At 70.8% G+C, this 23904-nt stretch carries 21 protein-coding genes; 11 read left to right on the top strand and 10 right to left on the bottom strand.

The window, feature by feature from the left end; translation table 11 throughout:
- Positions 1-50 precede the first annotated feature (50 nt).
- The 3 genes from ACIOD2_RS23250 to ACIOD2_RS23240 all read left to right on the top strand — a co-directional run bounded on the left by ACIOD2_RS23250 (position 51) and on the right by ACIOD2_RS23240 (position 2902).
- On the top strand, positions 51-1247 hold the full coding sequence (locus ACIOD2_RS23250; RefSeq protein ID WP_400543195.1) for a chromosome segregation protein: 1197 nt from the start codon (positions 51-53) through the stop codon (positions 1245-1247).
- A 93-nt stretch (positions 1248-1340) separates the two neighbouring features.
- Positions 1341-1793 (top strand): universal stress protein, encoded by a 453-nt coding sequence (locus tag ACIOD2_RS23245; RefSeq protein WP_392761446.1) that lies wholly within the window; start codon positions 1341-1343, stop codon positions 1791-1793.
- A 2-nt stretch (positions 1794-1795) separates the two neighbouring features.
- Positions 1796-2902, top strand: coding sequence for an adenylate/guanylate cyclase domain-containing protein (locus tag ACIOD2_RS23240; RefSeq protein WP_400541483.1), 1107 nt, complete (start codon positions 1796-1798; stop codon positions 2900-2902).
- A gap of 327 nt (positions 2903-3229) precedes the next feature.
- On the opposite strand, the gene paaE is transcribed toward ACIOD2_RS23240, so the two are convergent.
- From paaE to paaZ, 6 genes are read right to left on the bottom strand one after another with little or no spacing between them, the layout of a single operon-like run.
- Positions 3230-4279 (bottom strand): 1,2-phenylacetyl-CoA epoxidase subunit PaaE, encoded by a 1050-nt coding sequence (gene paaE, locus ACIOD2_RS23235; protein WP_400541480.1) that lies wholly within the window; start codon positions 4277-4279, stop codon positions 3230-3232.
- Positions 4280-4768, bottom strand: coding sequence for a 1,2-phenylacetyl-CoA epoxidase subunit PaaD (paaD, locus tag ACIOD2_RS23230; RefSeq protein ID WP_400541477.1), 489 nt, complete (start codon positions 4766-4768; stop codon positions 4280-4282).
- Positions 4762-5619: a 1,2-phenylacetyl-CoA epoxidase subunit PaaC gene (gene paaC, locus ACIOD2_RS23225; protein ID WP_400541474.1), complete on the bottom strand. Its 858-nt coding sequence runs from the start codon at positions 5617-5619 to the stop codon at positions 4762-4764. Before paaC ends, paaD begins: the two co-directional genes overlap by 7 nt.
- Positions 5616-5900, bottom strand: a complete 285-nt coding sequence (paaB, locus tag ACIOD2_RS23220; protein ID WP_323332469.1) for a 1,2-phenylacetyl-CoA epoxidase subunit PaaB — start codon at positions 5898-5900, stop codon at positions 5616-5618. The genes paaC and paaB overlap by 4 nt, the downstream gene beginning before the upstream one ends.
- Positions 5897-6829, bottom strand: a complete 933-nt coding sequence (gene paaA, locus ACIOD2_RS23215) for a 1,2-phenylacetyl-CoA epoxidase subunit PaaA (protein ID WP_400541470.1) — start codon at positions 6827-6829, stop codon at positions 5897-5899. The genes paaB and paaA overlap by 4 nt, the downstream gene beginning before the upstream one ends.
- Entirely contained in the window at positions 6826-8856 is a 2031-nt protein-coding gene (paaZ, locus tag ACIOD2_RS23210) for a phenylacetic acid degradation bifunctional protein PaaZ (RefSeq protein ID WP_400541467.1), read from the bottom strand. The genes paaA and paaZ overlap by 4 nt, the downstream gene beginning before the upstream one ends.
- 191 nt (positions 8857-9047) lie before the next feature.
- Here paaZ and paaI point away from each other — a divergent pair, with 191 nt between their 5' ends.
- The 3 genes from paaI to ACIOD2_RS23195 are packed head-to-tail and all read left to right on the top strand — an operon-like array spanning position 9048 to position 11307.
- Positions 9048-9443, top strand: a complete 396-nt coding sequence (gene paaI, locus ACIOD2_RS23205) for a hydroxyphenylacetyl-CoA thioesterase PaaI (protein WP_400543192.1) — start codon at positions 9048-9050, stop codon at positions 9441-9443.
- Entirely contained in the window at positions 9440-10717 is a 1278-nt protein-coding gene (gene paaK, locus ACIOD2_RS23200; protein ID WP_400541464.1) for a phenylacetate--CoA ligase PaaK, read from the top strand. Before paaI ends, paaK begins: the two co-directional genes overlap by 4 nt.
- A complete protein-coding gene (locus ACIOD2_RS23195; protein WP_392761466.1) occupies positions 10714-11307 on the top strand; it encodes a TetR/AcrR family transcriptional regulator in 594 nt (197 codons plus the stop codon). Before paaK ends, ACIOD2_RS23195 begins: the two co-directional genes overlap by 4 nt.
- A 1-nt stretch (position 11308) precedes the next feature.
- On the opposite strand, the gene ACIOD2_RS23190 is transcribed toward ACIOD2_RS23195, so the two are convergent.
- Positions 11309-11623, bottom strand: coding sequence for a hypothetical protein (locus ACIOD2_RS23190; protein WP_400541460.1), 315 nt, complete (start codon positions 11621-11623; stop codon positions 11309-11311).
- A gap of 196 nt (positions 11624-11819) precedes the next feature.
- On the opposite strand from ACIOD2_RS23190, the gene ACIOD2_RS23185 reads away from it, so the two are divergent.
- Positions 11820-12491 (top strand): TetR/AcrR family transcriptional regulator, encoded by a 672-nt coding sequence (locus tag ACIOD2_RS23185; RefSeq protein ID WP_400541457.1) that lies wholly within the window; start codon positions 11820-11822, stop codon positions 12489-12491.
- Here the strand turns inward: ACIOD2_RS23185 and ACIOD2_RS23180 are convergent.
- The gene (locus ACIOD2_RS23180) at positions 12412-13467 is read right to left on the bottom strand and encodes an AraC family transcriptional regulator (protein ID WP_400541454.1); all 1056 of its coding nucleotides are present in this window, start codon (positions 13465-13467) and stop codon (positions 12412-12414) included. The two genes, ACIOD2_RS23185 and ACIOD2_RS23180, sit on opposite strands and share 80 nt — an antisense overlap.
- A gap of 79 nt (positions 13468-13546) precedes the next feature.
- Here ACIOD2_RS23180 and ACIOD2_RS23175 point away from each other — a divergent pair, with 79 nt between their 5' ends.
- The 3 genes from ACIOD2_RS23175 (at position 13547) to ACIOD2_RS23165 (ending at position 17849) form a co-directional block, all read left to right on the top strand.
- Positions 13547-14638, top strand: a complete 1092-nt coding sequence (locus ACIOD2_RS23175) for a winged helix DNA-binding domain-containing protein (RefSeq protein WP_400541451.1) — start codon at positions 13547-13549, stop codon at positions 14636-14638.
- A gap of 95 nt (positions 14639-14733) precedes the next feature.
- Positions 14734-16191 (top strand): flavin-containing monooxygenase, encoded by a 1458-nt coding sequence (locus ACIOD2_RS23170; protein ID WP_400541448.1) that lies wholly within the window; start codon positions 14734-14736, stop codon positions 16189-16191.
- Positions 16191-17849, top strand: coding sequence for a GMC oxidoreductase (locus ACIOD2_RS23165; RefSeq protein ID WP_400541445.1), 1659 nt, complete (start codon positions 16191-16193; stop codon positions 17847-17849). Before ACIOD2_RS23170 ends, ACIOD2_RS23165 begins: the two co-directional genes overlap by 1 nt.
- 57 nt (positions 17850-17906) lie before the next feature.
- On the opposite strand, the gene ACIOD2_RS23160 is transcribed toward ACIOD2_RS23165, so the two are convergent.
- Positions 17907-19637 (bottom strand): BTAD domain-containing putative transcriptional regulator, encoded by a 1731-nt coding sequence (locus ACIOD2_RS23160; protein WP_400541442.1) that lies wholly within the window; start codon positions 19635-19637, stop codon positions 17907-17909.
- Between the two features lie 185 nt (positions 19638-19822).
- Positions 19823-21307 carry a chitinase gene (locus tag ACIOD2_RS23155; protein WP_400541439.1) on the bottom strand — a complete coding sequence of 495 codons (1485 nt, stop codon included), beginning with the start codon at positions 21305-21307 and terminating at the stop codon, positions 19823-19825.
- Positions 21308-21456: 149 nt separating this feature from the next.
- Between ACIOD2_RS23155 and ACIOD2_RS23150 the strand changes: the two genes are divergently transcribed.
- Positions 21457-23853 carry a Tex family protein gene (locus tag ACIOD2_RS23150; protein WP_400541436.1) on the top strand — a complete coding sequence of 799 codons (2397 nt, stop codon included), beginning with the start codon at positions 21457-21459 and terminating at the stop codon, positions 23851-23853.
- Positions 23854-23904 lie beyond the last annotated feature (51 nt).

The following is a 23904-nucleotide window of genomic DNA, read 5'->3' as shown; positions in this document are numbered from 1 at the left end:
CCGGCTGCGACTACGGTAGGCGCATGAGCCTTGGCGATGAACGGGAGCTTGTGCCGCTGGGAGCCGGCTTCGACGTGGCGAAGCGCGGGTACAGCCGAGCACAGGTCGACGAGCACCTCGAACGGCTGGACGCCGACCTGAAGATGCTCACCGCGGATCGGGACGCCGCCATCGCGCAGGCCGGCGACCTGGCCCGGCAGCTGGAGATCGCGCGCGGCGAGATCGCGGACCTGCGCGGGCAGGTCGACCGGCTGGCCCAGCCGCCCACCAGCGTCGAAGGCCTCTCGGAGCGGCTGCAGCGGATGCTGCGCCTTGCCCAGGACGAGTCCGCGGACACGCGGGCCCGTGCCGAGGCCGAGGCCGGCCACATCCGGGCCAAGGCCGAGACGGACGCGAGCGCCATGCGCGCCCGCTACGAGCAGCTGCTCACCGAGCTCGACCTGCGCCGCAAGGAGATGGAGGCGGAGCACCGCAAGGTGCTCGAGGACGCCCGCGCCGAGGCCACGGAGATCACCGACAAGGCCGAGGCCGCGCGCACGAAGCTCGACACCGAGTCGTCGGACCGGCGGACGAAGGTCGAAGAGGACTTCGAGATCGCGATGGCTTCGCGCCGCACCGAGGCGATGCGCGTGCTGGCCGAGCAGGAGGCCGCGAGCAAGGCCGAGGCCGCGCGCCGCGTCCAGGAGGCCACCCAGGACGCCGCCGACATCCGCGCGAAGATCCTCGAGGAGGAGACCTCCACGAAGGCCGAGATCGAACGCCGTCAGCGGGAGTCGGTCGCGGACGCGAACAAGCGCCGTCAGGACTCGCTCAACGAGGCGAACGCCCGGCTCGCGGAGGCCGCCGACGAGGCGCGCCGCCGCGTCACGACGGCGACCGAGGAGTCGAACCGGCGGATCACCCAGGCGAACGAACGTGTCGACTCGCTGCGCAAGGTGCGTGGCGGGCTGGCCGAGCAGGTCCGCGCGGCGCGGGCGGTGCTCGCCGAGGCGCACACCGTCCTGGGCGACGACGTGAAGGTGCCGGCGGAGGTCACGACCGATCTGAAGGCCGCGGACCTGAAACCGGACCGCCAGGCGGCCGAATCCGACACCGGGAAAACGAAGCCGGTGGGCGACGTCGAGGAGACCATCCGGATCCGGGCCTCGGACGTTCCCAAGCCGAAGCCCGCCGCGAAGCCCACGCCCAAGCCCGCCCCGAAGCCCAGTCCGCGGCCAAGCGGAGCGCAGAAAGCGACTGGCGAGTAACCTTCCACCCGACACGAGCGCGGACGAACCTGCGCGGTCGACTCCGACCGGCTGTCGTCCCTGCTCACGCGGGATCACCTGGAGGTTTTGCGCATGGGTGCGGCATATCGGACCGTGGTGGTGGGCACGGACGGCTCGGAGTCGTCGTTCGCGGCGGTGGACCGCGCGGCGGCGGTGGCCGGCGACGCGGGCGCGACGCTCGTCATCGCGTGCGCGTTCTACCCGGCCAGCAAGACCGACGTCGACAAGGCCCAGGACGTCCTGGGTGACGAGGCCTACCAGGTCGTCGGCTCGGCGCCGGCCGAGGACACGCTGCAGTCCGCGCGGGACCGGGCGGTGCGCGCGGGTGCCGAGAAGATCGACACCATCGCGGTGAAGGGCGACCCGGTCGACTCGCTGCGCAAGGTCGTGCACGAGCGCGAGGCGGACCTGCTGGTGGTCGGCAACCGCGGGCTGAACACGATCGCGGGCCGGATCCTCGGCTCGGTGCCGTCGGAGGTGGCGCGCAAGTCCGGTGTGGACGTGCTGATCGTCCACACGACCTGAGCGTGACCGATCCGAGTGAAGAACTTCAGCAGCGGCTCGAGCGCATCCTGCTCGGCGGCAGGCGGAAGTACACCCGGCTCGAAGTGGCCGAGAAGGCCGGCGTGCCCGACGACCGGTCGCGCCGGCTCTGGCGTGCGCTGGGGTTCGCGACGGTCGCCGACGACGAGGTGGTCTTCACCGACGCCGACGTCGAAGCGATGCGGACGGCGGACCAGCTGGTGCAGTCGGGGCTGATCGACCCGAGCATCGAGGTGGCGGTGACGCGCGCGCTCGGCCAGCACCTGTCGCGGCTGGCCGAGTGGCAGGTCGACATGCTGTTCGAGCTGATCAAGGAGCAGCCGGAGCTGGGCCGCAGCGAGCGCCAGGTGGCCCGGCTCGTCGACCGGCTGCTGCCGGAGCTCGAGCAGGTGCAGAACTTCGTCTGGCGCCGGCACCTGGCGGCGTACGCCGGCCGGGCGTTCGCGGCGCCGGACGAGAACCTCGAGACGCGCACCCAGGTGGTCGGTTTCGTGGACATGGTCGGCTACACGCGCCTGACGCGCCAGATCGACGAGGACGAGCTGAGCCGGGTGCTCGACGCGTTCGAGCTGCTCGCGACGGAGACGATCGCCGAGCACCACGGCCGGGTGGTCAAGATGATCGGCGACGAGGTCCTGTTCGTCGCCGACACGGCGGTGGCCGCGGCGGAGATCGCGCTGGCCCTGACCGAGCGCACGTCCGCGGACGAGAGCATCCCGGCCGTCCGCGCGGGCATGGCGTCCGGCCGCGTCCTGAACCGCTTCGGCGACGTCTACGGCTCGGTGGTCAACCTGGCGGCCCGCCTGACGTCGGTGGCCCGCCCGGGCACGATCCTGATCGACCGCGAGCTGGCGACGGAGCTGGCAGGAGAGCCGGCGTACGAGCTGCGCCAGCGCCGCCCGGTGACGGTCCGCGGCTACAACCGCCTCCGCCCGTCGGCGCTGCGCCGGGCGCGCGAGGTCCCGACGGGCGCCTTCGCGAGCTCCCAGCAGCTGGCGGCGGAGATGCTGGGCCTCACGGAGCCGGCCCCCGCGATCGAGCCGGCCGACCCCGGCCCTGCTCGCCGACGCCGACGGCGCCGCATGCTCTGACGCCGGCCTTCGGGACGACGGTCCTGGTTTCGCCCATACCGCCCTGCCGCACACAGCTTGGGCGCACTTCGGCCGCTCTCCACAGAGCCGATGTCCTGGCCGACGCGACTGTCGGCAGCGCCACCGAGGCCGAGCGCCCCTCCCACGTCGACAGGCGCCGCATGCTTTTGGGCCCACCGCCGAGAACCCCGCCGAAACTCCCCCGCCACTCCCAGGGGGGCGTCCCCAGGTCCAGTCTACTGGCGCCCACCGTCTGGAACCGGGGAAACGGGCCTGGAAGGCCGAGTTGTCCACAAGTGAGGACGCCTGTGGACAGCCAGGGAGGTCTCAGGCGTCGTAGTCCACCGTGACCGTCTCCGAGACCGGGTAGGACTGGCACGTCAGCACGAAACCCGCCGCCACTTCGGCGTCCTCCAGGGCGAAGTTGCGGCGCAGGTCCACCTTGCCCTCCGTGACCCGGGCCCGGCACGTGCCGCAGACGCCGCCCTTGCAGGCGAACGGGAGGTCCGGGCGGAACTTCTGCGCGCCGTCCAGGACGGACGTCGAACGGGGCAGCGTCACCGTCGACGAGCGGCCGTCCAGGACGATGCGGACCTCGGACGATTCGCCGGCCACCGCCGGGTCGTCGTGGGTCACCGGCGCCGGTGGGGTGTCGACGTAGAACAGTTCCTGGTGGATCCGTGACCGCGGCACGTCGAGCGAGGTCAGCAGCTCCTGCGCGCCCGTCACCATCTCGAACGGGCCGCACAGCCACCAGTGGTCCACTTCGGACACCGGAACCAGCGAGCCGAACAGCTGCCGCAGCTTCGGGACGTCCAGGCGGCCGGTGAACAGCTCCGCCTCGCGCGGCTCGCGGGACAGCACGTGGATCAGCTCCAAGCGCGACGGCGCGCGGTCCTTCAGGTCCGCCAGCTCGTCCGCGAACATCACCGTGTCCGTGCGGCGGTTTCCGTACAGCACCGTCACCGTCGCGTCCGGCGTGGCCAGCAGCGACGACACGATCGACAGCACCGGCGTGATGCCCGAGCCCGCCGCGATCAGGACGTGGTGGCCGCCCTCGGACAGATCCGGGGTGAACGAACCCGTCGGCGGGGCGACCTCGATCGTGTCGCCCGCGCGGACGTCGTTCAGCAGCCACGACGAGAACAGCCCGCCCGGGACCAGGCGGACGCCCACTCGCGGCGCCGTGCCCGCCGCCGCGCAGATCGAGTACGAACGGCGCTCGTCGCGGCCGTCCACGGAACGCCGCAGCGTCAGCGACTGGCCGGGTTTGAAGTCGAAGTCCGAGGCCAGCGAGGAGGGCACGTCGAACGTCACGGCGACCGCGTCGTCGCACAGGCGCGCGATGCCCGCGACCTTCAAGGGGTGAAACGCCACCTAGATCTCCTTGACGTGCTCGAAGGGCTCCTGGCACGACCGGCAGCGCCGCAGCGCCTTGCACGCCGTCGCGCCGAAGCGGGACTGCTCCTCCGTGTCCGCGGACCCGCACAGCGGGCACGGCACCGCCGACACCGGCGCCGACAACGTCAGCGGGATCGGGCCCGACCGTCGCGGTGCCGCGCCCGGCGGCGCGATCCCCGCTTCGGCCAGCTTGCGACGGCCTTCCGACGTGATCCAGTCCGACGACCACGACGGCGAAAGCTGCGTCCGGATCTCGACGTCCGCGTAACCCGCGCCGACCAGCGCGTGCTCCAGGTCGTCGCGCATGGTGTCCATCGCCGGGCAGCCGGTGTACGTCGGCGTGATCGCGACGACCACGCGGCCGTCCTCTTCGGACACCGAGCGCAGCACGCCCAGGTCGGCCAGCGTGAGCATCGGCAGCTCGGGGTCGGTGACCGTGGCAGCGACCAAAGAGGCGGTCACCATTTCGCGTCCGGCATCGCCCGGGCCACGCTCTGCAGCTCCGCCAGCAGGAACCCCAGCTGTTCGGTGTGGACGCCGTCGCGGCCCGTCCGGCCCGAGACACCGGCGATGTCACCGGAAGAAGGCCGAGTCAGTGTCGCCGCGGAAAGCACCTGGTCCAGGACAAGATCGAACTCCGGGCGCAGCGAAGCCGCGTCCACCAGCTCGAGCGGGTGGGTGCGGAACAGCTCGCCGACGTACGGCCAGACCGCGTCGAGGCCTTCCTGCATCCGCTCGCGCGACAGCGGGGTGCCGTCGCCGAGCCGGACCAGCCACTGCCCCGCGTAGTCGCGGTGATAGGTGACTTCCTTGACGCCCTTGTCCGCGATCGCCGCCAGCACCGGGTCCACCGACGACACCAGCCGCTGCAGCAGCGCCAGGCGCCACGTCGAGAACACGAACAGCCGCGCGATCAGGTGGCCGAAGTGGCCGCCGCCCAGCTCCGCGAGCCGGACGTTGCGGAACTCGTTTTCGACGCGGTCGAACGCGAACGAGTCCTCCGAACGCGAAGAGCCGTCGGCCTTGCCGGCGCGCGCCAGCAGCAGCCGCGCCTGGCCGAGCAGGTCGAGGCCAATGTTCGCGATCGCGACCTCGTCCTCCAGCTCGGGCGCGTTCGTGCACCACTCCTGCAGCCGGTGCGAGAAGATCAGCGCGTCGTCACCCAGCATCAGGCAGTACGCCGCGAGCTGCGCACCGTCCACACCGGACGGCACCGAAGTGTCCACTCCGGACAGCGGGTCCTCGAAGCCGGTGCCGAACGCCCAGCGGGCGTCGTTCTCTTCGGTCAGCGACTCGTAGACGTTGTCGAAACTCATATGTGCGGCACCTCCTCGGGGATGTCGTAGAACGTCGGGTGCCGGTAGACCTTGTCGCCGCTCGGCGCGAAGAACGGGTCCTTCTCGTCCGGCGAGGACGCCGTGATGTCGGAGGCGCGCACGACCCAGATCGACACGCCTTCGTTGCGCCGCGTGTACAGGTCACGCGCGTGGTGCAGCGCCATCTCGTCGTCGGCCGCGTGCAGCGAGCCGACGTGCACGTGGTTCAGCCCGCGCTTGCCCCGGACGAACACCTCGTACAACGGCCAGTCGTGCTTCATCGCGAACCCTTCTTTTCGGCGTGCGCCACGGCGGCTTCCCGGACCCACGCGCCGTCGTCGTGGGCGCGACGCCGGTGGGCGACCCGCGAGGTGTTGCACGGGCCGTTGCCCTTCAGCACGTTCTTGAACTCGTCCCAGTCCACGGCGCCGAAGTCGTAGTGCTCCCGCTCGGAATTCCACTTCAAGCCGGGGTCCGGGAACGTGACGCCGAGTGCGGAAGCCTGCGGCACCGACATGTCGACGAAACGTTGCCGCAGCTCGTCGTTGGTGTGGCGCTTGACCTTCCACGCCATCGACTGCGCGGTGTTCGGCGAGTCGGCGTCCGGCGGGCCGAACATCATCAGCGACGGCCACCACCAGCGGTTCACGGCCTCCTGGACCATGTCCCGCTGCTGCTGGGTGCCCTTCATCATCGTCATCAGCAGCTCGTACCCCTGCCGCTGGTGGAACGATTCTTCCTTGCAGATGCGGATCATCGCCCGCGCGTACGGCCCGTAAGAGCTGCGGCACAGCGGCACCTGGTTGCAGATCGCCGCGCCGTCGACCAGCCAGCCGATCACGCCGACGTCGGCGAAGGTCAGCGTCGGGTAGTTGAAGATCGACGAGTACTTCTGCTTGCCGGTGATCAGCTTGTCGGTCAGGTCCGCGCGGTCGGCGCCGAGCGTCGCCGCGGCCGAGTACAGGTAGAGCCCGTGGCCGGCCTCGTCCTGCACCTTGGCCAGCAGGATCGCCTTGCGGCGCAACGAAGGCGCGCGCGTGATCCAGCGGCCTTCGGGCTGCATGCCGATGATCTCCGAGTGCGCGTGCTGCGCGATCTGCCGGACCATCGTCTTGCGGTAGCCCTCGGGCACCCAGTCGCGCGGCTCGATGCGCTGGTCGCGCTCGATGACGGCCTCGAACTGCTCTTCAAGCGATTCAACAGCGGTCACGGCTGCTCCTTCGACACGAGGGTCAGGACGTCGTACTTCGCGACGGAGTCGCCGTCCTGGTTGGTCACGTCGGCGTCCCAGCGGACCTCGCCGTACTCCTGGTCGATACGCGGCGTGATCTGCTTGGCGGTCAGGGTCACGGTCAGCGCGTCGTCCACCTTGACCGGCGTCAGGAACCGCAGGTTCTCCAGGCCGTAGTTGGCCAGGACCGGGCCGGGCTCGGGTGAGACGAACAGACCGGCCGCGAACGAAACGACCAGGTAGCCGTGCGCGACGATCCCGCCGAACAGCGGGTTCGCGGCCGCGGCCTCGGGGTCGGTGTGCGCGTAGAACGTGTCGCCGGTGAACTCGGCGAAGTGGTCGACGTCGGACTGCAGGACCGTGCGCGGCCCGGCGACCACCGAGTCGCCGATCTTCAGCTCGGCCAGGGACTTGCGGAACGGGTGGACGTCACCTTCGGTGCGCGGCGCGCCGGTGACCCAGCGGCCGGTGACGGCGCTCAACACGGCGGGCGAACCCTGCACGGCCGTGCGCTGCATGTGGTGCAGCACGCCGCGGATGCCGCCCATCTCCTCGCCGCCGCCCGCGCGGCCGGGGCCGCCGTGGACCAGCTGCGGCATCGGCGAACCGTGCCCGGTGGACTCCTTGGCGTCGTCGGCGTCCAGGACCAGCAGCCGGCCGTGGTACGGCGCCGCGCCGAGAACGACGTCACGCACGAACTCCTTGTCGGCACTGACGATCGAGCCGGCCAGGCTGCCGCCACCGCGCGCCGCCAGCTCGATGACCTGCTCGGTCGAGGTGTACGGCAGCAGCGTCGAGACCGGGCCGAACGCCTCGACCTCGTGCGGCTCGGAGCGCTCCGGGTCGGCCTTCAGCAGCACCGGCGAGAGGAACGCGCCACGCTCGGCGTCCGCGTCGACGACGTCGACCTTCTCCGGGTCGCCGAACACGACGCTGCCCGCGTCGAGCAGGGCCTTGAGCGAGCGCCGGACCTCTTCGCGCTGCTCCAGGCTGGCCAGCGCGCCCATCCGGACACCCTCGGCCGTCGGGTTGCCGACGGTCACCTTCGCGAGCCGCGCGGACGCGGCCGCCGCGACGTCATCGAGCAGGTCGGCGGGCACGAACGCGCGGCGGATCGCGGTGCACTTCTGGCCCGCCTTGACCGTCATCTCCGAGGTCAGCTGCTTGACGTAGAGGTCGAACTCGGTGGTGCCGGGACGCGCGTCCGGGCCGAGGATCGAGCAGTTCAGCGAGTCGGCCTCGGCGTTGAAGCGGACGGCGTTGCGGATGATCGCCGGGTGCGCGCGCAGCTTCTGCGCGGTCGACGCCGAGCCGGTGAACGACACCAGGTCCTGCGCGGTCACGTGGTCGAGCAGGTCGCCGACGCTGCCGGCGACGAACTGCAGCGAGCCCTCCGGCAGGATGCCCGACTCGACGATCAGCTCGACCAGCCGCGCGGTCAGGTAGGCCGTCTGGCTCGCGGGCTTGACCAGGCTCGGGACGCCCGCGAGGAACGCCGGGGCGAACTTCTCCAGCGGGCCCCAGACGGGGAAGTTGAACGCGTTGATCTGGACCGCGACACCCCGCAGCGGAGTGGCGATGTGCTGGGCGACGAAGGTGCCGCCCTTGCTCAGCGGCTCGACGTTGCCCTCGACGTAGACGGTGTCGTTCGGCAGCTCGCGCTTGCCCTTGGAGGCGTAGCTGAACAGGACGCCGATGCCGCCGTCGATGTCGAACTTGGAGTCACCCAGCGTGGAGCCGGTCTTCGCGGAGAGTGCGTACAGCTCCTCGCGGTGCTCGCGCAGGTGCGACGCCAGCGCCTTGAGCAGCGCGGCACGCTGGTGGAACGTCAGCTCGCGCAGCGCCGGGCCACCGACGCGGCGGCCGTACTCCAGGGCACCCGCGAAGTCGACGCCCGCCGACGAGACCCGGGCGACCTCTTCGCCGGTCGTGGCGTCGTGCAGCGGGACACCGTCTTCCGCCGCCGTGTGCCACTCGCCCGAGACGTAGCTGCGCAGCAAACCCATCGAGTCCGACCTCTCCACCGAATTACCTACCGGACGTTCAGTAATTCCCATCGTAGCCGCTGGCCGCCGAGATCGGAAGGCCCGGCGCTTGACACCGGCCCGGACCTCTGCCTTTACTGAGCCGCACCACCAGGTGACCGTCCATTCGGTCAGTCAATTCGGAGGGTGCATTGACCAACGCCGCGCACACCATGTTCGCTGCCGACGAGGCGTCCCGCGCGCTGGGCATCGACCTCGTCGAGGCGGGCGACGGGCGCGCGGTGGCGACGATGACGATCACCGCGTCGATGGTCAACGGCCACGACATCGCCCACGGCGGTTACGTCTTCCTGCTCGCCGACACCGCCTTCGCCTGCGCCTGCAACACCCACGGCCCGGTCACCGTCGCCGCGGGCGCCGAAATCAACTTCGTCGCCGCCGGCCGGCTCGGCGACCACCTCGTCGCGACGGCCACCGAGCGCACCTGCTACGGCCGCAACGGCATCTACGACGTCACGGTGCACCGGGAGACCCCCGCCGGGCCGGAGATCGTCGCCGAATTCCGCGGCCGCAGCCGCGTCATCTCCGGGAAACGGGACGAAGCATGATCGAGGCGAACCTCTCCGCCGACGAGCTGGCCGCGCTGCAGCTCGAACGTCTGCAGTGGACACTCAGGCACGCCTACACGAACGTGCCCGCGTACACGAAGAAGTTCGACGAGGCTGGCGTCCACCCGGACGACTGCAAGGAACTCTCCGACCTCGCGAAGTTCCCGTTCACCACCAAGCAGGACCTGCGCGAGAACTACCCGTTCGGGATGTTCGCCGTGCCGCAGGACCAGGTGCGCCGCATCCACGCCTCCAGCGGCACGACCGGCAAGGCGACCGTCGTCGGCTACACCGAGCAGGACATCGACACCTGGGCGACGGTGATGGCCCGCTCGATCCACGCGGCGGGCGGCCGTCCGGGCCACAAACTGCACAACGCGTACGGTTACGGCCTGTTCACCGGCGGGCTCGGCGCGCACTACGGCGCGGAAAAGCTGGGCTGCACGGTGATTCCGGCGTCCGGCGGGATGACGGCGCGGCAGGTGCAGCTGATCACCGACTTCCGGCCCGAGATCATCATGGTGACGCCGTCGTACATGCTGACGCTGCTCGACGAGTTCGAGCGCCAGGGTGTCGACCCGCGCGCGAGTTCCCTGCAGGTCGGGATCTTCGGCGCCGAGCCGTGGACCGAGCAGATGCGCGCGGAGATCGAAGAGCGGTTCGCGATCGACGCCGTGGACATCTACGGGCTGTCCGAGGTGATGGGCCCGGGTGTCGCGCAGGAGTGCGTCGAGACGAAGGACGGCCTGCACATCTGGGAGGACCACTTCTTCCCCGAGGTGATCGACCCCTTCGAGGAGAACGTGCTGGGCAGCGGTGAAACCGGTGAGCTGATTTTCACGTCGCTGACCAAGCAGGCGCTGCCGATCATCCGCTACCGCACCCGCGACCTGACGGCGTTGAACCCGGGCACCGCGCGGCCGGCGTTCCGGCGGATGGACAAGGTCACCGGGCGCACCGACGACCTGATCATCCTGCGCGGGGTCAACGTCTTCCCGACGCAGATCGAGGAGATCGTGCTGCGCACCGAGGCGCTGAGCCCGCACTTCCAGCTCGTCCGGTCCACCCGCGGGCGCCTCGACCACCTGACCGTGCTGGTCGAAGCCCGGCACGACGCTTCGGCTTCCGCGCGCGAGCAGGCCGCTGCTTCGCTGGTCGCGGGCGTCAAGGACGGAGTCGGCGTGACGGTGTCGGTGGACGTCGTCGACCCGGACACGCTCGAGCGGTCGATGGGCAAGATGCGGCGGATCGTCGACCAGCGGGAAACACCGTGACGGCACCCCGGCGCGGGCGTCCCGGTTACGACCTCGAATCACTGCTGCAGGTGGCGGTGAAGCTGTTCAACGAACGCGGGTACGACGGCACGAGCATGGAGGACCTCTCCCGCAAGCTCGGCATCACGAAGTCGGCCATTTACCACCACGTGCCCAGCAAGGAAGAACTGCTGCGGCTGTCGGTGGACCGGGCCCTGGACGGGCTGTTCGCCGTCGCCGCGGAGGCCACCGAACTGGACGGACGGGCCGTCGACCGGCTGGAGCACCTGGTGCGCGGCAGCGTGCTGGTGCTGGCCGACCGGCTGCCGTTCGTCACGCTGCTGCTGCGGGTGCGCGGCAACACGAAGGTGGAGCGCGCCGCGCTGGCCCGACGGCGCGAATTCGACCTTCTGGTGACGGACCTCGTGAAGCAGGCGGAAACCGAGGGCGACATCCGCCCGGACGTCGACCCGGCGGTGACCGCGCGGCTCATCTTCGGCATGGTCAACTCGCTGATCGAGTGGTACCGACCGCGGCGCGGCTCGTCGGCGACCGAAGTGGCGGACGCGGTGTGCAAGGTGGCGTTCGAAGGCCTGCGCACGGAGTCCTAGGTCACTCGCCGGCCGCTTCCTGGGGCGGGCGCCCCGCTTGCCAGAGAAGGGCTTCCCGCAACTGCTCGATGAGTTCTTCGTCGTCGGCTTCGGACGGGTCGACGCCGAGCGGGATCCAGCGCTCGGCGATCTTCGCGCCCTCGTCGTAGCTGGCGATCACGATGCCGGAGTAGGACACGGAAGCCTCGTCCGCGCAGTCGCCGTCGGGCAGCGGCTCGTCGGGCTCGAAGGCGTCGTCGAAGCTGACGTGACGATGCTGCAGGCGGACGCTCACCCAGCGTCCGGCCGGCCGGATCGGCGCGCCGTCTTCGGTCATCTGTTCCTACCCCCGGTCACACGGACCCCCTGCCGTCTCGTCGCGTCCCGGCGCCGGGAAGTTACCGGCGGGTTGTTCCGGTTGCGTAACGACAGTCGTTGACGCGAAACTTCGGTTGCCCGCAACCGGAGTCACTCTCTTGACGAGAAGTCAACTACGTGTTGACAGCGTGCCGCTCCCCGGCGAGGCTGAGCGGATGACCAGCGGAACGCGGCCACGGAGACGTCGGCTCGAACCGGCCGAGCGGCGCGCCGAGATCCTCGCCGCCGCCCGCCGGCTCTTCGGTGCCGGCAGCTACGCGTCGGTGTCCACTTCGGACATCGCCGCCGCGGCCGGGGTGGCGCGCCCGCTGATCAACCACTACTTCGGCGGGAAGCGCGAGCTGTACCTGGAAGTGGTGCGGCAGATGATGATCGTGCCGGCGCCGGTCACCGAGGCGCTGCCGGACACCACCATGGAGCAGCGGCTGGCGATCGGCGTCGAACGCTGGATCGACGTCGTGGACCGCAACCGCGACGCCTGGCTGACCGCCATCGGGCCGGAGTCGGCGGGCCGCGACCCGGAGATCGAGCGGATCATGCTGGAGGCCGACGAGATCGCCGCCGACCGGGTGCTCGAAGCCGCGTTGATGACGGACGTGACCGAAGGCCGCGAAGAGCTGCGCGCGATGATCCGGTCGTTCGGCGGGATGCTGCGGGCGGCGTCGCGGGAATGGCTCATCCGCGGCACATTGGACCGGACGGCGTTGCGTGTGTTCCTCACCGATTCGATCCTCAACCTGCTGAAGCTCACCTACCCGGCGGTGCTTGACGAGCGGCGCGGAAGCGGCGGGCGAACGCCGCGGGCGTCATCCCGGTCCAGCGCTTGAACGCGTAGATGAAGCTCGAAGCCTCGGCGTACCCGAGCCGGTACGCGACGTCCTCGACGGACAGCACGCCGGTGTCGAGCAGCTCTTCGGCGAGCGCCTGGCGGACCTCGTCGACCAGCGCGCGGTAGTTCGTCCCGGCCTCGGCCAGGCGCCGGCGCAGGGTGCGGGTGCTGAGCGTGAGCTGGCGGGCGATCTCGTCCATCCCGGCGTCGACGCCACCGAGGCGCACCAGGCGTTCGCGCACCTGCTGGGAAATCCCGGACCGCTGCCGCTTGCGGGCGACGAGGACCTCGCACTGCGCGGCGCAGAGCGCGACGGTCTGCTCGTTGGCCTGCGGGAGCGGGAGCGAGAGGAACGCCAGGTCGAGGGTGGCGCGGCAGGCGTCGGCGCCGAACCGGGGCTCGATCCCGAACGCCGTCACGTAGGCGTCCACTGTGGACGCTTCGTGGCGGAAGCTCAGGTCGTCCAGCGCGATCTCGGGCAGCAGGTCGCGCATCACGGCGAAGATCGCGGACAGGTCGCGCAGCACCAGGAACCGGGCGACGTCGGCGGGCACCCGGCGGTCGTCCAGCTCCAGGATGATCCGGTCGCCCTCGGTGACGACGTGCGGGATGCAGAACGCGAAGCTCAGGTCGAAGTAGCGCAGCGCGAACAGCATCGCGTCGCGCAGGGTGGGACTACTGATGCAGGCGAACCCGAAGATGCCGAAGGTGGTGACGCGGTACCGGCGCCCGAGCTCGAGTGCCGCCGCGTCCGAACCGTCCAAAGCGGCCAGAGCGCGGACGACGGCGAGCTCCTGGCGCGCGTCGACCTGCGCGGCGGGGTCGGCGAGCAGGTCCGGGGACAGCGACGTCGCCGAGAGCAGGCGCCCGGCGGCCAGGCCGCGGTCGGCGGCGAACCGGGTCATCAGCTCGATGCTCGCGGTGCCGCGCGGGAAGTCCCAGTCCCCGACGGCGGGTGCTGCGAGCTCGGCCATGGCCGGAAGTATGGATCACGGCCTCCGGCGCGTCGAATCGAGGACCGGAACTGTCCGGGGTGATCGTTAGGGTGACGCTGTGACGACGTTGAGCCGACGGGCGCTGAACCGCGCGACACTGGAGCGCCAGCTGCTGCTGCGCCGCGCGAAGATGTCCGCCTACGAGGCGGTGGAGCACCTCGCCGGGCTGCAGGCGCAGGCGCCGTTCCCGCCGTACTACGCGCTGTGGGCGCGGCTGCACGGCTTCAAGCCACAGGAGCTGGCCGAGCTGCTGGAGAGCCGGCGGGTGGTCCGGATCGCGCTGATGCGCGGCACGGTCCACCTGGTGACCGCGGCGGACGCGCTGGCGTGGCGGCCGGTGGTGCAGGGGCTCTACGACCGCGACCTCAAGCAGAACACCCTGCACGCGGCGGCCCTGACCGGGCTGGACCACGACGTCGTCGCCGCGGCCGCGCGGGAGTTGCTCGCCGAGTCACCGCTGTCGAGCACCGCGCTGGGCGCCGAGCTGGCGCGGCGGTGGCCGGACGTCGCGACGGCGTCCCTCACCCACCTCGCCCGGGGACGGCTGCCGCTGGTGCAGGTCCCGCCGCGGGCGATCTGGGGCAAGGCCGGGCAGACGACGTACGCCTGCCTCGACGAGTGGGTGGGCGCTCCTCTGCCCGCGCCGTCACCCGCTTCGCTGATCGCGCGGTACCTGCGCGCGTTCGGCCCGGCGTCGGTGGCGGACGTCCAGGCGTGGGCGGGCATCACCCGGCTGGGCGAGGTCGCGGCGGAGATGGACCTGCGCCACTACCGCGACCCGGACGGCCGCGAACTGATCGACCTGCCGGAACTGACGGTGCCGGACGAGGACGTCCCGGCGCCGCCGCGGCTGCTGGGGCCGTTCGACCAGACGATCCTGTCGTACGCCGACCGCACCCGGGTGATCAGCGACGAGCACCGCAAGCGCGTCATCACGCAGAACGGACTGGTCAAGGGAACGCTTCTAGCGGGTGGGTACGTCCGCGGCCTGTGGGAACTGCGGAAGGACCGCAAGGCGGCGGTGGTGGAACTGACGCCGTTCGAGAAGCTGCCGAAGCGGGATCTGGAGGCCTTGGAAAGCGCGGCGGCGCGGCTGCTGAGCTGGGCGGAGCCGGGCGCGGAGACGCACGAGGTGCGCGTACTGGCGTGATGCGTCCGGACGCGACCTCGCGTGGCCGGAAATCTCGATCGCGTGACCGTTCGTGTCCTGTTGTCACAGGCCCCGGATGGGTAGCTTTCTTCAGCATGACTGGTTCGGCGAAGGGGCCGTCGGTGCTGATCGTGGGCACCGGGTTCGGCGGCATCGGCACCGCCATCGAGCTCAAGCGCGCCGGGTTCACCGACTTCACCATCCTGGAGAGCGCGGCCGAGCCCGGTGGGGTCTGGCGGGACAACACCTACCCGGGTGCCGCCTGCGACATCCCGTCGCCGCTCTACTCGTTCTCCTTCGAACCGAACCCGCGCTGGCCCAAGCGGTTCTCGTACCAGCCGGACATCCTGGCCTACCTGCGCGGTGTCATCACGAAGTACGGCCTCGAGCCGCACATCCGGTACGGCACCGAGGTCACCGGGGCCGCGTTCGAGGGCGGCGTCTGGCGCGTCGAGACCAAGACCGGCGAGACGTTCGAGGCCGACGTGTTCGTCCCGGCCGTCGGGCAGCTGTCGCGGCCGGTCCTGCCTGCCATCCCCGGGCGGGACCGGTTCGCGGGAGCCGCCTTCCACTCGGCGCGCTGGGACCACGACGTCGACCTGCGCGGGAAGCGCGTCGCCGTGATCGGGACCGGGGCCAGCGCCGTCCAGTTCGTCCCCGAGCTGCGCAAGCGGGCGAAGCACGTGACGGTCTTCCAGCGGACGCCGCCGTACGTCCTGGCGAAGTCGGATCCGACCTACCACGGCTGGCAGCACTGGCTGTTCGAGCACCTGCCGCCGACGCAGCTGCTCGGCCGGCTGCGGATCTTCCTGCTCGCCGAGTACGCGACGTACGCGATGACGCGCCACCCCGTGCTGGCGAAGATGTTCGAGCTCCGGACCGCGCAGCTGCGCCGCCGGCACATCAAGGACCCGGCGCTGCGCGGCAAGCTGACCCCGGACTACCCGTTGGGCTGCAAGCGGATCCTCTTCACCAACGAATACCTGCCCGCGCTCGCGCAGCCGAACGTCGGCGTCGAGACGGCGCGGATCAGTGAGATCACCGAGGCCGGCGTCCGGACCGAGGACGGCGTCGAGCACGAGGCGGACGTCATCGTCTACGGCACCGGGTTCGCCGCGACCGACTTCCTCGGGCAGATCGACGTGCGCGGGCTGGACGGCCGGCCACTGAAGGACGCCTGGGCGGGGGGCGCGCGGGCCTACCTGGGGATCACCGTGCCCGGGTTCCCCAACATGTTCTGCGTCTACGGGCCGAACACGAACCTCGGCGCCGGCTCCATCATCTACATGATCGAGCGGCAGGCCCGGTACATCCGCCAGGCCGTGGAGCAACTGGCGCGTCCTGGAGTGTCCTATCTGGACGTTCATCCCGAGGTCGAAGCGCGTTACGACGACGAGGTGCAGGCGCGGCTGGGCCACAGCGTGTGGAGCGCGTGCACGAGCTGGTACCGCCAGGCCGACGGCCGGGTCACGACCAACTGGCCGGGCCTGGTCACCGAATACGACCGCCGGACCCGGCGGCTCGACCCCGCGGACTTCCGGGTGGTGGCGTGATGGACTACGACGTGCTCGTGATCGGTTCCGGGTTCGGCGGCAGCGTCACCGCCCTGCGGCTGACCGAGAAGGGCTACCGCGTCGGCGTGCTGGAGACCGGCCGACGGTTCGCCGACGACGAGTTCGCCAAGACGTCGTGGCGGCTGCGGAAGTACCTGTGGGCCCCGAAACTCGGCTGTTTCGGCATCCAGCGGCTGACGCTGCTGAAGAACACCTTTGTGATGAGCGGCTCGGGTGTCGGCGGTGGTTCGCTGGTGTACGCGAACACGCTGTACGAGCCGCCGGACAAGTTCTACGCCGACCCGCAGTGGGCGCACATCACGGACTGGAAGGACGAGCTGGCGCCGTACTACGACCAGGCGAAGCGGATGCTCGGCGTGGTCGAGAACCCGGCGACGACGGCCGCGGACCGGGTGCTGCAGTCGGTGGCCGAGGACATGGGCATCGGGCACACCTATCAGCGAACGCCCGTCGGAGTCTACTTCGGACAGTCCGGAGTGGACCCGTTCTTCGGCGGCGCCGGCCCTTTGCGGCAGAAGTGCACGCTGTGCGGCGAGTGCATGACCGGCTGCCGCGTCGGCGCGAAGAACACGACCGTCAAGAACTACCTCTACCTGGCCGAGAAGGCGGGTGCCGTGGTGCATCCCCTGACCACGGCCGTTTCCGTCCGGCCGATCGAGGGCGGGTACGCGGTCGACACCGTGCGCACCGGACGCCGGGCTCGCCGGACGTTCACCGCGTCACAGGTGGTGTTCTCCGCGGCCTCCCTGGGCACGCAACGGCTGCTGCATCGCCTGCGCGACAACGGGACGTTGCCTGAGCTGTCGCCGCGTCTCGGACTGCTGGCGCGGACAAACTCCGAGGCGGTCCTGGCCGCGCGGTCGCTGCGGGACGACACGGACTACACGCGTGGTATCGCGATCACGTCGTCGATCCACCCGGACGCCGTGACGCACGTGGAGCCGGTGCGGTACGGGCGCGGCAGCAACTTCATGGGCCTGATGACGACGGTCCTGGTGGACGCTCAGACCGGTAAGCGGCGGTGGGTACTGGGGGCGCGCGAGCTGTGGCGGCAACGGCGGAACGTCGTCAAGCTGCACAACCCGCGGCGCTGGTCGGAGCGGATGATCGGGCTGCTGGTGATGCAGACGCTCGACAACTCCGTGACGACGTACACCAAACGCGGCCTGTTCGGCCGGCGCATGACGACCAAGCAGGGCGCCGGGGACCCAAGCCCTTCATGGATCCCGGCGGGCCACGAGGTGACGCGCCGGGTCGCGGAGAAGATCGGCGGCCTCCCGCAGGGCGCGTGGACGGACCTGGCGAACATCCCGATCACGGGCCACTTCATCGGCGGCTGCGCGATCGGCGACTCGCCTTCCACCGGGGTGGTCGATCCGTACCAGCGGCTGTACGGGTATCCGGGGTTGCACGTGGTGGACGGCTCGGCGATCTCGGCGAACCTGGGCGTGAACCCGTCGCTGACGATCACGGCCCAGGCGGAGCGGGCGATGGCCTTCTGGCCGAACCACGGTGACGCGGATCCGCGGCCTTCGCTGGGTGCGGAGTACCAGCGGGTGGCGGCGGTGGCGCCTCGCAGTCCCGTGGTGCCCGCGGACGCACCGGGCGCGCTGCGGCTGCCACTGGTGCCCAAGTGACCTGACAGGCCGGTTCACCAGCGCGGGCGGGCGTGCGGCTCCCCCGATGTCGCCAGTTTATCCGGGGTCACCGACAGTTTCGGCCGTCAGCTCCGTCGTCACCGTGACGTACTCGCGGATCGCTTCGTTCTCCTCCGACGCTCGCCACACCGGGACCGCGATCATCGGCGGGATGTCCGTCACCGGGACCACCGTCAGGCCCGGGAACGGGTAGCGCTCCAGCAGGGACAGCACCGTGATGTGCAGGCCGATTCCACGCGCCACCAGGGAAAGCATGTCCTCGGGGCCGATGCGGGTGCGGCCGATGAGCTGGGGGACGTCGTCGTCCGTGCGGGGGATGGGGCGGCCCGACGGCGTCCGCGGCGGGGCCCATCCGTCGCGGGCCACCGGGTTCAGGGACTTGCTCGGGTCCAGCAGGCGGTAGTCCGCGATGTCCTCGAGGGTCACCGTCGTGCGGGACGCCAGCGGGTGGTCCTCGGGCATCAGCAGGCCCCGGGGCAGGGACAGCAGCGGCGGGCCCGTGCGCAGGTTCGGCAGGTCGAACGACCGCGTGTCGCCGCCCGGGGCCCAGTGCAGCACCAGGTCGAGGTCACCCTCCTCGAGCAGGTCGTGCTCGTTCCAGCGGGCGCCGATGCGGATCGGGGTCAGGCTGACGCGGCACGCCGGGTGCCGGCGCTCGAACTCCGCCGTCAGCCGGTTCACCAGGTCGCCGCCGAGGCTCGCGACGTAACCGACGCGCAGCCTGCCGGCGATCCGGCGCCCGGACACGCGGGTCTCGGCGAAGATCGCCGCCAGCTCCGCCACGCCCGCGCGGGCACCCGTCCGCAGCCGCTCCCCCAGCTCCGTCAGCCGGACGTCGCCGTCGTCGAGTACCACCAGCGGCCCGCCGATCTCGGCCGCCAGCTCGCCGATCTCCTTCTCCAGCGCGTCCGCCGTGCTGCGCACCCGCCAGGCCGCGGCCTCGAAGTCCCCTTCGCGCGCCACGATCAGCAACGTCGCGACGGCGCGGATGGCGGCCAGCTCCATGAGCGACCCCGTCCGAACCTCCGGCCGTGCGGCGAGCGGCGGCTCCAGCCCCGGGTCACCCGCGAGGATCCGCCGGTGCAGCTCACGCAGACGCGGCCCGGGGTCGGCGCCCAGGTACTCGACCAGCCGGCGTCGGACGCCTTCGAAGTGCGCGAGCGCGTCGGCCTGCCGCCCGCTGCGGTAGTAGGCGAGGATCAGCTGCCCGGCGAGCCGCTCGTCGAACGGGTGCGCCGCGGCCAGCTGCGGCAGCGTCGCCAGCAGGTCCGCGTGCCGGCCCAGCCGCAGCGAGACGTCGTGGCGGTCCAGCCGCGCCGCGTGCCGCTCGGCTTCCAGCCCCTCGCGGACGCCGGCCAGCCACGGCGAGTCCAGACCGGCGAACGGCTCCCCGCGCCACAGCGCCAGTGCTTCGTCGAACAGCTCCGCCGCCGTGACGTCGTCGGCCGCCGTCCGCGCCCGGGCCACCTTCGCCCGGAACCGGTGCAGGTCGACCGACGCCGGATCGGCCCGCAGCACGTAGCCGTGCGCGGTGCGGTCGATCGCGCACCCGGCGGCCCGCAGCCGTGAAAGGTAGCTCCGCAGGGTCGCCGTCGCGCGGTGCGGCGGGTTCCCGCCCCAGACGCGGGTGACGAGCTGGTCCGGCGGCACCGGCCGGTTCGGGTCGGCCAGCAGCGCCGCCAGCACGTACCGCTGGCGCGCGTGGCCGATGTCGAGAGCGGCCCCGCCGGATTCGGCTTCGAGGGTGCCGAGTACGCCGAACCGCACCACCGCGCTCCCTCCCGGATCTGCCCCGACCTGCGGATTCCACGTTTCCGCAACGAACCTGCACACGCTGTCCTGCAGTGTAGGGGCCACGGGCGCGCGGCCGGGGGGTCTGCGCGTGCGGCTGGGGGTGTCATGAAGGGGCCCTTCCGGACCAGGTCCGGAAGGGCCCCTTCATGGCGTTCGCATCACGGCAGGCCGGCGAGCCCGGCCGACACCGTGTTCGAGAACGCGTACCCGGCGGTCGCGTCCCAGTTGATCGACCACGTCATCGCGCCGCGGATCGTCGGGTACGTCGCCGACGGCTTGAACGAGCCGCACGACGTGCCCTTGGCCAGGCAGTTCAGCGCCGAGACCGTGTTGGCCGGGGCCTGGTAACCACCGCCGGCCGCCTGGGACGACGCCGGCAGCCCGAGCCCGACCTGGTCGGCCCGCAGCCCGCCCTGCAGCTGGATGCAGGCCAGCGCGGTCAGGAAGTCGACCGTGCCCTGCGCGTAGACGCTGCCGTTGCAGCCGAGCATGGTGCCCGAGTTGTAGTACTGCATGTTCACGATCGTCAGGATGTCCTTGATGTTCAGCGCGAGCTGGAAGTAGCCACCGCCGGTGGACTGCATGTCGATCGTCTGCGGCGCCATCGTGATGACCTTGCCGCCGCCGTTGTAGATGCTGCGCAGCGCCTGGCCCATGTAGGTGGCGTTGACGCCGTTCTCCAGGTCGATGTCGACCCCGTCGAAGCCGTAGTTCGTGATCTGCGACTTGATCGAGTTGGCGAAGTTGTTCGCCGAGTTCGAGTCGCCGACGCTGATCGTGCCGTTCTGGCCGCCGACGGAGATGATGACCTTCTGGCCGCGCGCCTGCACGGTCCGGATGTCGGCCTTGAACTGCGCGTCGGTGTAGCCGCCGAGCTGCGACGACAGGCCGGAGTCGAGCGTGAAGCTCACCGCGCCCGGCGTGCCGGTGGCGTCCGCGAAGGACACCGCGATGATGTTGTACTTCGTCGGGACGTCGGCCAGCTTGAGGGCCTTCGCGCCGTTGTAGAAGTTCTGCCAGTAGCCGGTGAGGACGTGCTTGGGCAGGTCACCCTGGGTCGGCGGCGGCGTGGTCGTCGTCGGCGGAGTCGTGGTGGTCGGCGGGGTGGTGGGGGTCGTCGGGGTGGTCGGCGTCGTGGGCGTCGTCGGCGGCGGGGTGCCCGGGCCGTCGAGGTTCACGTCGTCGGCGAAGTAGGTCGGCTGGCCGTACCAGCCGTGCAGGTAGACCGTCAGCGACGTGCTGGCGCCGGTCGTGAAGTTCAGCGAGAGCTGCGAGTAGCCGCTGGTGCCGGGCGTCCACGTGCTGGTGGTCGCGGATCCGGAAACGCCCAGGTAGACGTAGCTGCCCTGCACCCAGGCGGACAGCTTGTAGGCGGTGTTGGCCGAGACGGTGAGCGTCTGCGAGCACTGGGCGTTGTCCGACGACGTCGGCGTCGCGCTCAGGGCCCGGCTGCCGCTGTGGACCGGGGTGCTCACCGCGGTCGGGACGGCGGTGCACGTCCACCCCGAGGTGCCGGACTCGAAGCCGGGGTTGGCGAGGATGTTGGCCGCCGAAGCGCTGCCGGCGAGCACGAACGTCACGCCGAGACACAGCGCGACCGCGGAAAGTAACGACAAAAGGGCTAGACGGGCTTTGGGGACCACGGGGCGACCTCCACTGGTCGTGAGGCAGGTCACCACAAAATGGACTAGACCAATCTCGTTGTCAAGGAGCCCCATCCGAAAGTCGGGGTGGTCGGAACGGCAGAATGTGAGGATCGGATCCACCGAAGGCGAAGCAGGAGCGTGTTGCAGTGAGCGTGTCGGTCGAGCAGAGGATCGCCGAAGAACTGGGCGTGCGCGAAGGACAGGTCAAGGCCACCGTCGAGCTGCTCGACGGCGGTTCGACCGTCCCGTTCATCGCGCGGTACCGCAAGGAAGTCACCGGCATGCTCGACGACGCGCAGCTGCGCACGCTCGAAGAGCGGCTGCGCTACCTGCGGGAACTCGACGAGCGGCGGCTCGCGGTGCTCGAGTCCATCCGCAGCCAGGGCAAGCTGGACGAGGCCCTCGAAGCCTCCATCCTCGCCGCGGACACGAAGTCGCGGCTGGAGGACATCTACCTCCCGTTCAAGCCGAAGCGCCGCACGAAGGCGATGATCGCGCGTGAGGCGGGCCTCGAGCCGCTGGCCGACGGCCTGCTGAACGACCCGACCACGGACCCGCAGGCCGCGGCCGCGGTGTTCGTCGACGCCGACAAGGGCGTCCCGGACGCGCAGGCCGCCCTCGACGGCGCCCGCTCGATCCTCGTCGAGCGCTTCGCCGAGGACGCCGACCTGATCGGTGACCTGCGCGAGAAGATGTGGGGCCAGGGCCACCTGGTGGCCAAGGTCCGCTCCGGCAAGGAGGAGGAAGGGGCGAAGTTCTCCGACTACTTCGACTTCTCCGAGCCCTACACCAAGCTCCCCTCGCACCGGATCCTCGCGATGCTGCGCGGCGAGAAGGAGGAGGTCCTCGACCTCACGATGTCGCCGGACGAGCCCACCGACGAGCCGCAGGTCGGGCCGACCCAGTTCGAGACGCGCATCGCCGCGAAGTTCGGCGTCACCAACGAGGGCCGCCCGGGCGACAAGTGGCTCAACGACACCGTGCGCTGGGCGTGGCGCACCAAGATCCTCCTGCACCTGGGCATCGACCTGCGGATGCGGCTGCGCCAGGCGGCCGAGGACGACGCCGTGCGCGTGTTCGCGTCCAACCTGCGCGACCTGCTGCTCGCCGCCCCGGCCGGCACCCGCGCCACGATGGGCCTCGACCCGGGCTTCCGCACCGGCGTCAAGGTGGCCGTCGTGGACGCGACCGGCAAGGTCGTCGACACCCACGTCATCTACCCGCACCAGCCGGCCAACAAGTGGGACCAGTCGATCGCCGAGCTGGCGGCGCTGTGCGCCCGCCACCACGTCGACCTGGTCTCGATCGGCAACGGCACGGCGTCGCGCGAGACGGACAAGCTCACCCAGGAGCTGATCAAGAAGCACCCGGAGCTGAAGCTGACCAAGGCGATCGTGTCCGAGGCGGGCGCGTCGGTGTACTCGGCGTCGGCGTTCGCCTCGGCGGAGCTGCCGAACATGGACGTCTCGCTGCGCGGCGCGGTCTCGATCGCCCGGCGGCTGCAGGACCCGCTGGCCGAGCTGGTGAAGATCGACCCGAAGTCGATCGGCGTCGGCCAGTACCAGCACGACCTGTCCGAGGTCTCGCTGTCCCGCTCGCTCGACGCGGTGGTCGAGGACTGCGTGAACGCGGTCGGCGTCGACGTCAACACGGCGTCCGCGCCGCTGCTGACCCGGGTTTCGGGCATCACGACCGGGCTGGCGGAGAACATCGTCTCCCACCGCGACACGAACGGCCCGTTCCGTTCGCGGACGGCGCTGAAGGAAGTCGCGCGGCTCGGCCCCAAGGCGTTCGAGCAGTGCGCGGGCTTCCTCCGCATCCCGGACGGCGACGACCCGCTCGACTCGTCGTCGGTCCACCCGGAGGCGTACCCGGTGGTCCGCCGGATCCTGACCACGACGGGCACGGACCTGCGCGCGCTGATCGGCAACACGCGGACTTTGTCGTCACTTCGTCCGGCCGACTTCGTGGACGAGACGTTCGGCCTCCCGACGGTGACGGACATCCTGGCCGAGCTGGACAAGCCGGGCCGCGACCCGCGACCCGCGTTCAAGACGGCGACGTTCGCCGAGGGTGTCGACAAGATCGGCGACCTGAAGCCGGGGATGCGCCTGGAGGGTGTCGTCACGAACGTGGCGGCGTTCGGCGCGTTCATCGACGTGGGTGTGCACCAGGACGGCTTGGCCCACGTTTCGGCGCTGTCGAAGAACTTCGTGAAGGACCCGCGCGAGGTCGTCAAGCCCGGGGACATCGTGAAGGTGAAGGTGCTCGAGGTCGACGTGCCGCGAAAGCGGATCTCGCTGACGCTGCGCCTGGACGACGAGCCGGGCGCTCAGTCCGGCAACCGCGGCGGCGGCGGTGGCGGTCGTGACCGGGGTCAGCAGGGCGGCGGCGGTGGCGGCCAGCGCCGGGGCGGTTCCGGTGGCGGCGGCCAGCGTGGAGGCTCCGGTGGCGGTGGCGGCCGGGGTGGCAACTCCGGCTCGTCGTCGGGCGGCAGTGGCTCGATGGCGGACGCGCTTCGCCGGGCCGGGTTCGGCAAGTAGGACTCACGCGAAGGCCGTAAATGCCACGTCGAGGCACTCGAAGTCCTCGAC

This window comes from Amycolatopsis sp. NPDC088138 (genome assembly GCF_044741685.1).
GTDB lineage: Bacteria > Actinomycetota > Actinomycetes > Mycobacteriales > Pseudonocardiaceae > Amycolatopsis.
This window is presented reverse-complemented; position numbering and strand designations above follow the sequence as displayed.

Coding starts and splice junctions, on each gene's coding strand:
- ACIOD2_RS23245 (WP_392761446.1), top strand. CDS start 1,341: ATGGGTGCGGCATATCGGACCGTGGTGGTGGGCACGGACGGCTCGGAG.
- paaD (WP_400541477.1), bottom strand. CDS start 4,768: ATGGTGACCGCCTCTTTGGTCGCTGCCACGGTCACCGACCCCGAGCTG.
- paaC (WP_400541474.1), bottom strand. CDS start 5,619: ATGAGTTTCGACAACGTCTACGAGTCGCTGACCGAAGAGAACGACGCC.
- paaB (WP_323332469.1), bottom strand. CDS start 5,900: ATGAAGCACGACTGGCCGTTGTACGAGGTGTTCGTCCGGGGCAAGCGC.
- paaZ (WP_400541467.1), bottom strand. CDS start 8,856: ATGGGTTTGCTGCGCAGCTACGTCTCGGGCGAGTGGCACACGGCGGCG.
- paaI (WP_400543192.1), top strand. CDS start 9,048: ATGTTCGCTGCCGACGAGGCGTCCCGCGCGCTGGGCATCGACCTCGTC.
- paaK (WP_400541464.1), top strand. CDS start 9,440: ATGATCGAGGCGAACCTCTCCGCCGACGAGCTGGCCGCGCTGCAGCTC.
- ACIOD2_RS23190 (WP_400541460.1), bottom strand. CDS start 11,623: ATGACCGAAGACGGCGCGCCGATCCGGCCGGCCGGACGCTGGGTGAGC.
- ACIOD2_RS23185 (WP_400541457.1), top strand. CDS start 11,820: ATGACCAGCGGAACGCGGCCACGGAGACGTCGGCTCGAACCGGCCGAG.
- ACIOD2_RS23180 (WP_400541454.1), bottom strand. CDS start 13,467: ATGGCCGAGCTCGCAGCACCCGCCGTCGGGGACTGGGACTTCCCGCGC.
- ACIOD2_RS23170 (WP_400541448.1), top strand. CDS start 14,734: ATGACTGGTTCGGCGAAGGGGCCGTCGGTGCTGATCGTGGGCACCGGG.
- ACIOD2_RS23165 (WP_400541445.1), top strand. CDS start 16,191: ATGGACTACGACGTGCTCGTGATCGGTTCCGGGTTCGGCGGCAGCGTC.